At 68.4% G+C, this 13781-nt stretch carries 11 protein-coding genes; 3 read left to right on the forward strand and 8 right to left on the reverse strand.

Going from position 1 to position 13781, the window contains the following annotated elements:
• Positions 1 to 25: 25 nt before the first annotated feature.
• Positions 26 to 1243 carry an 8-amino-7-oxononanoate synthase gene (locus KPL74_18805; GenBank protein ID QWT19782.1) on the reverse strand — a complete coding sequence of 406 codons (1218 nt, stop codon included), beginning with the start codon at positions 1241 to 1243 and terminating at the stop codon, positions 26 to 28.
• Positions 1240 to 2268 (reverse strand): biotin synthase BioB, encoded by a 1029-nt coding sequence (bioB, locus tag KPL74_18810; protein ID QWT19783.1) that lies wholly within the window; start codon positions 2266 to 2268, stop codon positions 1240 to 1242. Before bioB ends, KPL74_18805 begins: the two co-directional genes overlap by 4 nt.
• Before the next feature lie 136 nt (positions 2269 to 2404).
• Here bioB and KPL74_18815 point away from each other — a divergent pair, with 136 nt between their 5' ends.
• A complete protein-coding gene (locus KPL74_18815) occupies positions 2405 to 2614 on the forward strand; it encodes a hypothetical protein (protein ID QWT19784.1) in 210 nt (69 codons plus the stop codon).
• Between the two features lie 33 nt (positions 2615 to 2647).
• On the forward strand, positions 2648 to 3352 hold the full coding sequence (locus KPL74_18820; protein QWT19785.1) for a ComF family protein: 705 nt from the start codon (positions 2648 to 2650) through the stop codon (positions 3350 to 3352).
• Positions 3353 to 3438: 86 nt separating this feature from the next.
• On the opposite strand, the gene KPL74_18825 is transcribed toward KPL74_18820, so the two are convergent.
• The 3 genes from KPL74_18825 to ubiA all read right to left on the reverse strand — a co-directional run bounded on the left by KPL74_18825 (position 3439) and on the right by ubiA (position 8625).
• Complete coding sequence (locus KPL74_18825; GenBank protein QWT19786.1) at positions 3439 to 4926, reverse strand: CehA/McbA family metallohydrolase; 1488 nt, start codon at positions 4924 to 4926, stop codon at positions 3439 to 3441.
• Positions 4926 to 7415 (reverse strand): TonB-dependent receptor, encoded by a 2490-nt coding sequence (locus KPL74_18830; GenBank protein ID QWT19787.1) that lies wholly within the window; start codon positions 7413 to 7415, stop codon positions 4926 to 4928. The genes KPL74_18825 and KPL74_18830 overlap by 1 nt, the downstream gene beginning before the upstream one ends.
• Before the next feature lie 199 nt (positions 7416 to 7614).
• Positions 7615 to 8625: a 4-hydroxybenzoate octaprenyltransferase gene (gene ubiA, locus KPL74_18835; protein QWT19788.1), complete on the reverse strand. Its 1011-nt coding sequence runs from the start codon at positions 8623 to 8625 to the stop codon at positions 7615 to 7617.
• Positions 8626 to 8719: 94 nt separating this feature from the next.
• On the opposite strand from ubiA, the gene KPL74_18840 reads away from it, so the two are divergent.
• Positions 8720 to 10939: a YfhO family protein gene (locus KPL74_18840; GenBank protein QWT19789.1), complete on the forward strand. Its 2220-nt coding sequence runs from the start codon at positions 8720 to 8722 to the stop codon at positions 10937 to 10939.
• Between the two features lie 33 nt (positions 10940 to 10972).
• Here the strand turns inward: KPL74_18840 and KPL74_18845 are convergent, their stop codons facing one another.
• The 3 genes from KPL74_18845 to KPL74_18855 form a co-directional block, all read right to left on the reverse strand.
• A complete protein-coding gene (locus KPL74_18845; GenBank protein QWT19790.1) occupies positions 10973 to 11134 on the reverse strand; it encodes a hypothetical protein in 162 nt (53 codons plus the stop codon).
• 79 nt (positions 11135 to 11213) lie between these two features.
• The gene (locus KPL74_18850; GenBank protein QWT19791.1) at positions 11214 to 12695 is read right to left on the reverse strand and encodes a mannitol dehydrogenase family protein; all 1482 of its coding nucleotides are present in this window, start codon (positions 12693 to 12695) and stop codon (positions 11214 to 11216) included.
• Positions 12696 to 12705: 10 nt separating this feature from the next.
• Positions 12706 to 13779: an ABC transporter ATP-binding protein gene (locus KPL74_18855; protein ID QWT19792.1), complete on the reverse strand. Its 1074-nt coding sequence runs from the start codon at positions 13777 to 13779 to the stop codon at positions 12706 to 12708.
• Positions 13780 to 13781: the final 2 nt, after the last annotated feature.

A 13781-nucleotide genomic window follows, 5' to 3' on the forward strand; every position in this document is an offset into this window, starting at 1 on the left:
ATGGGGCGTGACGCGGGGCCGCCCATTATACGGCCAGCGGTTCCACCGGCGCCGGGAGCCGGGCCAGGGCGCCCAGCAGGGCGTCGATCCGCTCGTCGGTATGCGCGGCCGACAGCGTGATCCGCAGGCGGGCGCCGCCGCGCGGCACGGTGGGCGGGCGGATCGCCACGACCAGGAACCCGGCCGCCTCGAGCTGGCGGGCGGCCTGCAGCGTGACCACCGCGTCGCCCAGCAGCAGGGGCTGGATCGCCGTGGTCGACGGCGACAGGGCCAGGCCGAGCTGGGCGGCACCGGCGCGGAAGCGCGCTATGTTCCCGGCCAGCCGCGGGCGCCGGCCCTCGTCGTCCTGGCGGACCAGGCGCAGGGCCGCGCGGGTCGCCGAGGCCAGCGCCGCGGGCATCGCCGTCGTGTAGATGTAGGGCCGGGCGAACTGGACGATGGCGTCGATCACGTCGGCATCGCCGGCGATGAACGCGCCCGCGCAACCGAGCGCCTTGCCCAGCGTGCCCATCAGCACGGGCACCTCGGCGCTGCCGAGGCCCGCCGCCGCGACCGAGCCGGCGCCTTCGGCACCGAGCACGCCGAGCCCGTGCGCGTCGTCGACGTAGAGCAGGGCCCCGCGGTCGCGGCACAGCGTGGCGAGCGCGGCCAGCGGCGCGACGTCGCCATCCATGCTGAACACACCGTCGGTGGCGAGCAGCGCCGGCGCGTCCGGGCAGGCGTCGAGCTGGCGCGCGGCGCCCTCGACGTCGGCGTGCGGGTAGCGGCGCAGCTCGGCGCCGGCCAGTTGTGCGCCGTCGATCAGGCTGGCGTGGTTGAGCTTGTCCTGCACGCAGGCCGCACCGCCGCGCCCGGGCATCGCGCCCATGCCGAGCAGGGCCTGCAGCGCGCCGAGGTTGGCCATGACGCCGGTGGAAAACAGCACCGCGCGTTCGCGCCCGGTCCAGTCGGCGAGTTCCTCTTCCAGCGCGGCGTGTTCGCTGCGGTGGCCCGAGACCAGGTGGGCGGCGCCGCTGCCGACGCCTTCGAAGACCGCCGTCCGGGTCAGCGCCGCGACCAGGTCGCGGTGGGTGGACAGGCCGAGGTAATCGTTGCCGCAGAAATCGGCGAGCACCTTGTTGCCGACCATCCGGCGCCCGCCGGGCAGCACGTCGCACGTGCGTACGCGGCGGAGCAGGCCGGCGCGCTCGCGTTCGGCGCGGGCGGCGGCCAGGCTGGCGCGCAGGTCGGGCCGGGGGCTCACGCGGCGGCGTCGGCGTCGGCGTCGGCGTGGGCGCGTTCGACGATGTCGGCGTGGACGGTGCCCGGCTCGATGTTCACTTCCAGCGGCTTCAGGCCAAGGCGTTCGAACAGTCGGCGGTCGTGCTCGACGTCCGGGTTACCGGTGGTGAGCAGCTTTTCGCCGTAGAAGATCGAGTTGGCGCCGGCGGCGAAGCACAGCGCCTGCAAGGCGTCGTCCATCGATTCGCGGCCGGCGGACAGGCGCACGACCGAGGCCGGCATCAGCAGGCGGGCGACGGCGATGCTACGCACGAACTCGAACGGATCCAGCGCGTCGGTGCCATGCAGGGGCGTGCCGGCGACCTGGACCAGCCGGTTGATCGGCACCGATTCGGGATGCTCGGGCAGGTTGGCCAGGGTCATCAGCAGGCCGGCGCGCTGGGTGCGCGATTCGCCCATGCCGACGATGCCACCGCAGCAGGTCTTCATGCCGGCGTGGCGCACGTGTTCCAGCGTGTCCAGGCGATCCTGGTAATCGCGGGTGTGGATGATCTCGCCGTAGTAATCCGGCGAGGTGTCCAGGTTGTGGTTGTAGAAATCGAGGCCGGCGGCCTTCAGCGTGTCGGCCTGCGGCTGGCTGAGCATGCCCAGCGTCGCGCAGGTCTGCAGGCCGAGGCCCTTCACCGCGCTGACGATCTCGGCGACCTTGGCCACGTCGCGGTCCTTGGGCGACCGCCATGCCGCGCCCATGCAGAAGCGGCTGGCGCCGGCGTCCCTGGCGGCCTGGGCGCGGGCCAGCACGGCCTCCACGCTCATCAGCTTTTCGGCCTTTACGCCGGTGGCGTAACGGGCGGCCTGCGGGCAGTACGCGCAGTCTTCGGGGCAGCCGCCGGTCTTGATCGACAGCAGCGTGGACACCTGCACCGCATTGGGGTCGTGGTGCTGGCGGTGCACCGACTGGGCCTGGAACAACAGGTCGTTGAACGGCAGGCTGAACAGGTGCTCGACCTCGTCGAGGGTCCAGTCGTGGCGAAGGGCTGCGGTCATGGCGGGCTCCGTGGCGAAGGCGCGCAGTGTCGGCGCCCCCTCGGCCACTGTCAACCTTAACGGTATGCCATGAGTTTACCGTCGCCGGGGCCCGGCCTGCCGTAGGATGGAGCCGTTCCCCAAGGAGTGTTTCCCCATGAGTGCAGCAGGGCAGGGTAGTTCCGGCAACGTCATCGCCGCCGTGTGCAGCTTTTTCATCCCCGGCCTGGGCCAGCTGGTGCAAGGGCGCGTGTTCAAGGCGCTGATCATGTTCGTGCTGGCGGCCGTGCTGTGGATCGTCTGGCTGGGCTGGCTGATCCACCTGTGGTCGATCGTCGACGCGGCGATGTTCCGCCCGCGTTACTGAGTCCACCCCGTCCGCCATTGATGGAGCGAATGCATGGATGCATTCCCGTGGCTGGCCCGCCTGGGCCGGTTTGTCTTCCCGCCGCGTTGCCTGCTTTGCGGCGCGGCCGGCGCCGGGGGCATCGAGTTGTGCCTGGGCTGTACGGCGGCGCTGCCGCTTAACTCGCATGCCTGTCCGCGTTGCGCGCTGCCCCGGCGGCCGTTGTCCTCGTCATCGTGCGAGGCATGTGCACGCAGGCTGCCGCCCTGGCGGTCGGCATGGGTGCCGTTTCGCTACGCGTGGCCGCTCGACCTGCTCGAAGCGCGCTTCAAGTTCGGCGGCAACCTGGTCGCCGGCAAGGTGCTCGCCCATCGCTGGATCGCCGCTGGCCCGCCACCGAGCCTGCCTGACGCGATCGTGCCTGTGCCGCTGCACGTGGCGCGGCTGCGCCAGCGCGGCTTCAACCAGGCGCTGGAACTGGTCAAGCCAGTGGCGAAGCACTTCGGCGTACCGCTCGCGCCACGCCTGTTGCGCCGGGTGCGGATGACGGAGGCCCAGAGCGACCTCGATGCCGAAGCGCGTGCCACGAACGTGCGTGGCGCGTTCGTTGCGCGGCCCGGCTCGTTGCCGACGCACGTCGCGGTGGTCGACGACGTGATGACTACTGGCGCGACGCTGGCGGCATGTGTTGAGGCGCTGCACGCGGCCGGGGTACAGCGGGTGGATGTGTGGGCGCTGGCGCGCACGCTGAAATCCTGACCCATGACCACCTACCTAACTAATGTAGGAGCGCGCCTGCGCGCGAAAGGATGTGCGCCACCGTGGAATCGCGCGCAGGCGCGCTCCTACAGGGTGATGTAGATGGGATTGCCGAGCAGGAGCAGGTGCCCGGCGCCGTCGCGTATGTCGACGCGTAGCCAGTGTGCCTTTCCATCGCCGGTCCAGTCGAAGCGCGCCGCGCCCGCCGCGTCCACGGTCTTCGCCGCGAGGCGTTTCCCATCCAGCGTCGCGATGGCCTGCTGTCCGGTGACGGCGGACGTCGCGACGTCGACGCGCAGCGCGACGCCCTTGCCCACCGCGACGGCGTCGCCCATGTGCGCCACGCCGTTGCCGGCCTGCGCGGTGACGTCGAGCATCCGGTCCGAGCTGCCTTCCGCGTCGACGAACACGTGGCCAGCACGGATGCCGTCGAGGATGCCTTCCATCGACAGTTCCCGCGCATGCACCACCGTCGTCGGGATGCCGATGCGGCCGGCGAACTCGTCGCGGGCACCGTCGCTTCCGTCGTGGCTGTCGCCGCCGCCGATCCCGGTGATGCGCACGCCCTTGTCGAGCTGCTTCTCCCAGAACGGGATGCCACTGTCCTTGCGTTCCACGTCGCGACCGTTGATCGCTTCGATCGCCTGGAACCCGTGCATGTCGACCGGCTTCACCGGGGTGAAGCCGCAGCCCATGCAGGTCTCGTCGTTGGGTCGCATCGGATGATTGATCGAGATGAGGCCATGGGCGCGCGCGACGTCGGCGGTCAGTGCGTTCCAGTCGGGCACGCTGGCGCTGCCGACGCGGAAATCCAGCGGACGCGACACGCCGAACAGGTTGGCGTGGCCCTCGAACGTGGTGATCTCGCGGGCGGGGATCATCAGCATGTGGTCGAAGTAAGGCTGCAATTCGCGCATCTCCGACACCTGCGACATGGTGTTGTGCTCGGAGATGGCGATGAAGTCCAGGCCGCGCTTCGCCGCTGACACCACGGTGAGGAACAGCGGGCAAGGCACTTTCGCCGTGCCGCTCGCGTTGAGGCAGCCGCCGTCGCTGTGCGCCGTGTGCATGTGCAGGTCGCCGCGGTACCAGCCGTCGGTCGTCTTCAGCGCGGGCGAAAGGCCGTGTTCCGGACCGAAGCCTTCTTCGTCGTTCGAGAACCACACATCGGCCGTGAACGACGCCGTCGACGTCGGCCGGATGTTCGGTATCCCGAGCAGCAGCCGCCAGCGGCCGGGCTGGATCGCGCCGGGGAGGAACGAGGCAGTGGCGTCGGTGGCCGACACCGTGAAGCGACGCTTGCTGCCGCCGCTCCAGCCACGGAAACCATCCTGCCCGGCGAAGCCGTCGGGACCGAGCAGCCCGAGGTCGATCGTGGTGCGTTGCTCGCGGCCGGTGTAGGTCACGTCGATGGTGATCCGCCGGGTACCTTCCGGCACGTCGAAGGGCACTTCGCGATAGGTGTGGTTGTCCTTGCCGGCGAGGTCGCCACGGAGCACGACGTCGGGCGTGCGTTCCGTGGCAGCGGCGCTGGCGCACAGGCAGGCGAGCAGCAGGGCGAAGAGGGCGCGCATCAGAAACGGTACATCGCGGCGGCACGGAACTGCCGCCCGAGGATCGGCCGGGCGATGAAGGTGGTGGCGCCGACGTCGGCGCTGGCCAGCTCGCCGGCGCGCGGGTTGCCCTCGGTGAGGCCGAGCGAGTTGAAAACGTTGTCCGCGTAGAGATAGAGCGAGAGCTGCGGGTTGTAGTCGTAGCGCGCGCTGAAATTCACCACGTGGTAAGCCGGCAGGCGCACCGAGTTGGCGGTGTCGACGAAGCGCTGGCCTTCGTGCTCGTAGGAGAACTGCAGGCGCAGCCGGTTATCCAGCAGGTTCACCCCGGGCACGATGCGGTAGCTCATCTTCGGCACGCGGATCAGCTGGTTGTCTTCGTAGTCGCGCAGCACCGGGGCGTTGTTGACGACCTCGGTATAACGCAGGCCCTTGTACTTCGGATCCTGCAGGGTGGCGTTGAACTGCACGTCGAACCACTTGCTCGGATACACCGTGCCCTCCAGTTCCAGTCCGTAGGTTTTCGTGTCAGCGTAACCGGTCTGCGGGGTGGAGGTATTGGTGCTGCGGTCGAACACGTAGTTGGAAAAACCGACGTTGTCGTACTTCGTGTAGAAGGCCGTGGCATAGAGGTCGACGAAGCGGTCGCTGTACTTCCAACCCGCCTCGCCCAGGTCCATCGTCTGCAACACCGGCGTGGCCGTCGGGTTGGTGATGTACGTGCTGAGGTTGGGCAGGCGGAAGGTGGACGTCCAGCGGGCGAACAGGCCCTGGCGCGGCGAGAACTGCCAGTTGGCGCCGAGCGTCCAGCCGGTCTTGTCGAAACTCTGGTCGTAATGCGCGTACTGGCCATTGCCGGTGAGCACCGCTGCCGCCGCCGGCGAGCCACCCAGGTCAACCGTGGCCTTGCCCTCGGTGTAACCCTGCACGCTGACCTTCTCCCAGCGCGCGCCGCCATCGATGCGCAGCTCGGGCGTCACCTGCCACTCGTCGGACACGTACAGCGCATTGGTGTCGGACTTGCCGCTGGCGTGTTCCCATTCGTAGCCATAGCCGTAGAAGCCATGGTCGGTGAGCGAACCGACGACGTTGCCGGCGGCGTCGACGCCGACCAGGTCGAGCAGGCGTGCGTTGTCGCGGGCATCGAGCAGCACGCTGGACGAGTAGCGGTCGAAGTCCTGCTGGAAATTCGCGTGGTAGTAGCCGAGGGTGACATCGTGGCTCTGCTCGCCGATCTCGAACTTGCGCAACACGCGCGTGTCGCTGATGAACTCGTTCACCGGCAAGGTCACGCCACGCAGGCCGCCGGTGACCACGAGCCCGTTGCCGTTCTGCCCGTTCACGTCGAACACCTGCGCGGGCTGGTCGACATAGCGCAGCTGCAGGGCGGTGGCGCCCGGGACCAGGCCGAGCCGCTTGGCGGCATCCTGCTGGATGAGCGAGGCGCCGGTCTGCACGGCGTTCGGGAACACGCCGTTACGCTGCGTGTCGGTGGTGCTGTAGCGCATCGATTCGGCGAGCTTCCAGTCGTCGCCGAGGTCGTGGTCGAACTTGAACGACACCTGGGTGCGCTTCACGTGCGTGCCTTCGGTGTTGTCGAAGTGATACGTGCCGCCGGCTTCGCGCATGTCGACGTCGCGGGTCTCCGGGCCGGCCAGCGTGCCGTAGTTACCGTTGATGCCGGGCACCGGGCGGATGTCGCCGTGCGGATCGGTGTACATCGGGATGCCGAGGTACAGGGCGACCTTGTCGTCCATGTGCTTCACGTCGAAGCTGACGCTGCCATGTTCGAGCTGCTTCGACAGCGTGGCGCGCAACTGGCCACCGTCGTCGGCATGGAACTGCGGACGGCGTACGCCATCGTCCACCCGCCAGAAGCCGCCGACGCCGAGTTTCCAGCCGCCACCGACCGGCGTGCCGTACCAGAAGTCCAGGCGGTTGAGCGAGTCGTTGCCGACGGTGTATTTGACCAGGCCTTCCGGGGTATCGCCGGCCACGCGCGGGATGAAGTTGATCGCGCCCGCGGGCGCGTTCGAATAGAAGATCGACGACGGGCCGCCGCGGACCACTTCGACGCGCTCGATGGTTTCGTCGAGACGGAAGGCCTGGTCGGCATTGAGGTAGCCGAGCGCCGGGTCGTGCTGCACCGGGATGCCGTCCTCGAGCAGGGTGACCGAGCCGTAGCCGTCGACGGGGATGCCGCGTGCGCGGATGTTGCCGGAGGCTTCGCCACCGGACGATTCCACCCAGAACCCGGGCACCGACTTCACCGCTTCGGTGACGCTGGTGGGTGCCTGCATGCGCAGGCGGTCTTCGTCGATGGTGGTGATCGAATAGCTGGTCTCGGCCTTCGTGCGCGTCTCGACGCCGGAACGGGCGGTGACGACGACGTTGTCCAGGTCCGTGGTTTTCTTCTCGGGCGCCGCGTCCTGGGCATGGGCGGCGGCGGAACACAGGAACGCGCCGACGAGTGCCGTGCGCAGGGCGCGGCAGAGCGGGGTAGTACGCATGCGGGGTCGAACTCCGGGGATGGGCTTGCACGTGCCCACCCCGCCGGCCGGCAGGGGTTTGCCGGAACGGTCGGCCTCTCCCTGGGCACGCGATCCCCTGAACTTATGCGTAAGTCGTGACGGATAAGTTCATGCGTGGTGTCCGTGAGATGTCACGAAGCCCGCAAAGTTTTCCGTCCCGTGACGTGTGTGATCGCGGTCACAGGGCCAGCGCGACGACGATGCCGACCCACAGGGCCAGGCCCACCCAGTTGTTGTGGCGGAACGCACGCAGGCAGGCATCGCGGGCGCGGTCGCGCATGATCCACTGCTGATAAGCGAACAGGCCGGCGCTGGCGGCGAGGCCCAGCCAGTACGGCCAGCCCAGCGCGGCGCGCGTGCCGACCATCAGCATGGTGAGCAGGAAGGTGCCCATCAGCACGCCGATGATCACCAGGTCGGCGTCGGCGAACAGGATCGCGGTGGATTTCGCGCCGGCCTTCAGGTCTTCCTCGCGATCGACCATCGCGTATTCGGTGTCGTAGATCACCGACCAGAGGATGTTGCCGATGAACAGCAGCCACGCCACCGGCGGCACGTTGTTGGTCACGGCGGCGAAGGCCATCGGGATCGACCAGCCGAACGCCGCGCCGAGTACCACCTGGGGCAGGTTGGTGTAGCGCTTGGTGAAGGGATACAGCGCGGCCAGGGCGGCGCCGGCGAAGGACAGCAGGATGGTCAGCGTGTTGGTGAACAGCACCAGCACGAAGGCGAACACCAGCAGCGCGGCAAAGGTGATGAGTGCTTCGCGCGGGGTGATCCGCCCGCTGGCGATCGGCCGCCCCGCGGTGCGCGCCACCTGGGGATCGAGCTTGCGGTCGGCGTAGTCGTTGATCGCACAGCCGGCCGAGCGCATCGCGAACACGCCCAGGGTGAAGATCACCAGCGGCCCCACCGGCGGGAAATCCTTCGCCGCCAGCCACAGCGCCCACCACGTCGGCCACAGCAACAGCAGGGCGCCGATCGGGCGATCCATGCGGGTGAGCTGGAGGAAGGCGTAGATCCGGTCGCGACGCGCGGCGGGGGCGCCGCGGAGCAGGAAGGCGATGACGCGTTCGGCGTTGGTCGAGGCGTCGGCCGGGCGCACGGCCGGCGTGGGCGCGCGGACCGGCGTCTTGCGCGCGGACGGCACCGGCTTGCGTGGCCGGGGTTTGTTGGAGGCAGGACTCATGCCGGGAGTCTAGCCGTTCGCGGCGCTGGCCCACAGGGCTGGGGCGCGGTTTCTTGCCGTAGAATCCCGCGATCCCACACGGATGCGACACCCCTTGGCCACGGACAACCCCAGCTACCGCCGCCTGTTCACCGTGCTCGCCCTCACGTGGCTGCTGCTGAACTTCGACGTGCTGGTGCTTGGCCGGGTGCTGCCCTGGGATGCCCTCGACGAGTTCTATCCCACGGTCTATTTCAACGCGAGCAACCTGCGCGCGGGAATCGCGCCGTGGTGGAACCCGTACATCTATGGTGGCTACGCACAGGTCGGCGATCCGCAGGGCATGCTCTTCTCGCCACTGCTGATGGCCTGGATGATGCTGCCGGCGCACCCCGGGGCGTCGTGGTTCTCGTGGGGCGTGCTGTTGCACATGCTGGTGGGTGGCGCCGCCATGCTGGCGCTGCTGCGGCGGCATGCCGCGAACGGCTTCGGTGCGCTGGCCGGTGCCATCGTCTACATGGCGGGCGGCGTGGCGGCGTCGCGGCTGGAACACGTCCCCATCGTGCTGGCCTATGCGTACGTGCCGCTGGTGCTGCTGGCGCTGCGCTGGCTGCTGGAGCGGCCCTCGCTGCGGCGTGGGTTCCTGCTCGGCCTGGCCACCGGGGCGATGGTCACGCACCTGGTCCAGGTGACGTACCTGTTCGTGCTGGTCATCGGCGTCTACGCCATCGTGGCCGTCGCCGCGGCGGCGAAGCCCATGGACGCACGCCAGCGTGCATGGCTGGCCGCGTCACTGGCGGTTGCCGCGCTTGTCGCGCTCGCGTGCGGCCTGCCGCAGCTGGCGCTGACATGGTCCAGCCTGCGCCTGTCCAACCGGATCGACCTGCCGTTGTCGGCGGCCGATGCCGGCTCGTTCGACCCGCGCGGCTTCCTGTTCCTGCTGGATCCCAATGCGTTCGACGGACTGGCTGACATCCACGCGTCGCCGGTCGATCCGATCCAGTCGTTCCTCTACATCGGCGCACTGCCCATCCTGTTGCTGGCCTGGCTTGGTCGCGCCTGGCGGGCAGGGCAGCGGCGGACCATCGTGTCCTTCGCCACGCTCGCCGGGCTTGCCACGCTCTACATGCTGGGCACCCACACGCCGGTCTACGGCTGGCTGTATGGCTGGATGCCCGGCCTCACGCATTTTCGCCGGCCGGCGGACGCCGCCTACGTCCTGAATATCGCGCTGGCCTTCCTGGTCGGCACCGCCGCCAGCCAGTTCGATCCCGGCTCACGTCGCGACGTGGTTCGCCTGCTCTGCGCGGCGGCCGCGTGGTTGCTGGGCATCGCGATCCTCTCCGGTTTCGCGCCGCACGGCGTGCCGCTCCTGGCGGTCGTCGTCGCAGGCCTTGCCCTGTGGCAACTGCGCAAGCCGGGCTCGGCGTGGCGTACGACGGCTTGGCTAGTCCTGTTGCTTGCGGTGGACTATCGCGCCTATAACTTCAACGGCACCTTCAACGCCAGCGGCAACGGTGCCGCGCGTTACACCGCGCATCCGGCCGTGCATTACCTGACCGGGTCGATGGCCCACGCCGATGCCAGGCCGTCCGAGCGCGTGTCGTCGCAGAACACCTCGCCGCTGTGGGACAACATGGGCGTCGCCTCGGGGATCGCCTCGACGCAGGGCTACAACCCGCTGCGCTACGCCCTCTACGAGGCGTGGTACCAGCCGCGCGACGGCAGCACCCCGCAGGCGATGCCTTCGCCCTACAACGCGTTGCCCGGCTCGCGCATCGACGACCTGCTCGGCGTGCGCTTCCTGCTGGTCGGCCGCGTCGACGGCGAGCTGCGCTATCCGCCGCCGCCGGATTACCGAAAGGTCGCCACGTTCCCGGCCATCGACGTATGGCGCAACGACGGTGCGTATCCGCGCTACCTCAACCCCACCCGGCTGCAGTTGCTCGCGGTCGGCGAGATGCCCGATGCCGCGGCGTTCGCGGCGACCGAGTTCGCGGAGATGGCGTGGATGACGCCTCGCGACGCCGACGACCTGGCAGGAGTGCGCCAGGCGCAGGATGGCTGCCGTGGCAAGGTCGGCACCGAGCATGTCGCCACGACGCATACACGGATCGAGCTACGCACACGGGCTGCGTCGCCGGGATGGATCGTCGCCGGTGAGCTCGACCATCCGGGCTGGATGGCGGATGTGGATGGCGAGCCGCTGCCCATCCACCGGGCCAACGGCATGTTCCGCGCGGTGTGCGTGCCAGCGGGCGAGCACACGCTCACGTTCCGGTTCAGTCCCTGGCGGATGGTCGCGTCGGCGTGGCGCGAGGCCCGCATGCCTTGACAAAAAAAAGGCGCCTCGAGGGCGCCCATGTTCTTATTTTGGTTCCAACGGTTCGACCGGATCGTCGTCTACCGGCGGCTCTGGGTCCGCGTCGCGCTCGGGGCGATAGCTGCCCGGCTGGCGGATCTCATCTTCCGGGCGATTCTTGCCCGGTTCCGCGAAAGGCGGCTGGGGGTTGGTCGGGGTGTAGGGCATGGGAAGACTCCACTCTGCTTACGTTGAGGGCCAACGTAGGCGTGGGGGAGTGAAGCTTCCGGCTACACCCCATGAAACCTCAGTCGACGAGGGCGTCGAGCTGTTCCAGCGTCTTTCGCACCCCCTGTTTATCGAGGGAATCCACGTAGATGTCGTACTGGCGGCGGAACCGCGTGTCCTTCGCCGGCAGCGGCCCGACCAGTTCGACGCTTTCGACCAGCGTGTCTTTCGAACCGCTGTCGATCAGCGGTTGTACCAGTCGCATCGCGTTCGGCTCACGCAACGGGTAGCCCTCGCCGTTGTCGTCCTTGCCCACGCGCACGTAGCGGTCGAACGCGGCGAGCAGGAAGGCTAGCCGGCGTGCATCCCTGCCGTGCTCCAGGCAGGCGGTGATGGTGGGACCGAGGAATCCAGGGATCTTCGACCCGCCGTCCAGGCACAGCCGATCGAGCTGGTCGGCGATCGACGCGTTGCTGAAGCGATCCAGCAGCTTCTGTTTGTATGGGCCGAGGTCCATGCCGGGTAGCGACTTCAGCCAGGTGCCGGCATCGTCGTTGAGGAAGTCGGTGAGGTAACGGTTGAACAGCGGGTCCATCACGGCGACGTCGACGCGACGGTGGCCCGAGAGGAACGCCGGATACGACAGCATCTGGTGCGAGCCGTTGAGCAGGCGGATCTTCGCGTCTTCATACGGCGTCACGTCGTCGACCATCTGGACGCCATGTCGCTCCCATGCCGGGCGTCCGTGCCGGAACTTGTCTTCCAGCACCCACTGGATGAAATCCTCGCAGACCACCGGGGCTTCATCGGGGAGGCCGGTGGCGGCGTTGAGCTCGTCGCGAACGGCCGGCGTCGTGGCCGGCGTGATGCGATCGACCATGCCGTTGGGGAAGTCCACCTGTGCATCGATCCACGCGGCCAGCTCGGGTGAGCGCGCGCGGGCGAAGGCCAGCACGGCCTTCTTCGCCTGCGCCCCGTTGTGCCGCAGGTTGTCGCAGGACATCACGGTGAAAGGCTCGGCGCCCGCGGCACGTCGCTTCTCCAGGGCGCCGACGATGAAGCCGAACGCGCCCTTCGGCTCACCGGCGTGTTCGAGATCGTGCTTCACCGTTGGGTCGTCTAGACGGAAGTTGCCATGCTCGTCGATGAGGTAGCCGCCCTCGGTGATGGTCAGCGAGACGATGCGGATGGACGGATCGGTCAGTCGCTGCAGCACCCTTGCAGCGCCATCCGTGGGTGCGTAGAGGTAATCGACCATGGCGCCGACGACGTGCGTGCGACGTTCGCCGCGCGGGTCGAACTCGCTGACCGAGTACAGGCCCTGCTGCGCCTTGAACGCATCCGCCAGCGGCTTGTCGTGCTCCAGCAGGTTGATGCCGACGATGCCCCACGAGGCCATGTCGGGGTCGGCAAGCGTCTGGTTCGTGTAAATGGCCAGGTGGGCGCGGTGGAAGGCGCCCACGCCGATATGGGCGATGCCCGCCGTGACCTTGCTGCGATCGAACGGCGGTGCGTCGACACCCTGCGGCAGGCGGTCGAGCTGGGAGGGGGTGAGAGCCATGGGACCTTCTTTACGGATGATGGATGGCTTTGCCCGTCGCATCGAAGACGTAGGCATGGGTGAGGTCGAGGCGGACGCAGATGTCGCGTCCTGCCCTGCGTTCGAAGTCGCCGTCGGCACGGACGGTGATGCTGCCGATCGTCGGTACGTCGACGTAGGCATAGGTCTCGCTGCCGAGGCGCTCGACCACGCTGAGCTTGCCGGCGAGCGTCTCGCCGCTGCCGTCACCGTCTTCGCAGACGCGCAGGTGTTCCGGACGGACGCCGACGGTAAGCTCGCCGCGCGCATCGACCTGGGTCGGCAGGTGCAGCAGGTTGCCGTTGGCGAGGCGCAGTTCGCCGTTCTCCGCCGTGGCGGCGAAGAAGTTCATCTGCGGCATGCCGAGGAAGCCAGCGACGAAGCGGTTCACCGGGCGCCGGTAGAGCTCCAGCGGTGAGCCGATCTGTTCGATGCGGCCTTCGCTGAAGATCGCGATCTTGTCGGCCAGCGTCATCGCCTCGACCTGGTCGTGGGTGACGTAGATCATGGTGGCGTTGAGTTCCTGGTGCAGCCGCGCGATCTCGAGGCGGGTCTGCGCGCGCAGGGCGGCATCCAGGTTGGAGAGCGGTTCGTCGAACAGGAACACGCGTGGCTCGCGGGTGATTGCCCGGCCGATGGCGACGCGCTGGCGCTGGCCGCCGGAAAGGGCGGAAGGTTTGCGATCGAGGTAGGGCTCGAGCGCGAGGATCTTCGCCGCCTTCGCCACCTTTTCATCGATCGCCAGTGGCTTAGCGCCGGACAGCTTCAGCGCGAACGACATGTTTTCGCGCACGGTCATGTGCGGATACAGCGCGTAGCTCTGGAAGACCATGGCGAGGTCGCGCTTGTCGACGGCACGATCGGTGATGTCGTCCTTGTCGAGCAGGATCTGCCCTTCGTCGACATCTTCCAGGCCCGCGATCAGCCGCAGGGTGGTGGACTTGCCGCAGCCGGAGGGCCCGAGGAAGACGCAGAACTCGCGGTCTTCCACCACGAGGTCGATGCCCTTGATGACATCGGTGCCCTCGAACGACTTGCGCAGTGAACGGATTTCCAGGCGAGACATGG

Source organism: Bacillus sp. NP157, assembly GCA_018889975.1.
GTDB lineage: Bacteria > Pseudomonadota > Gammaproteobacteria > Xanthomonadales > Rhodanobacteraceae > Luteibacter.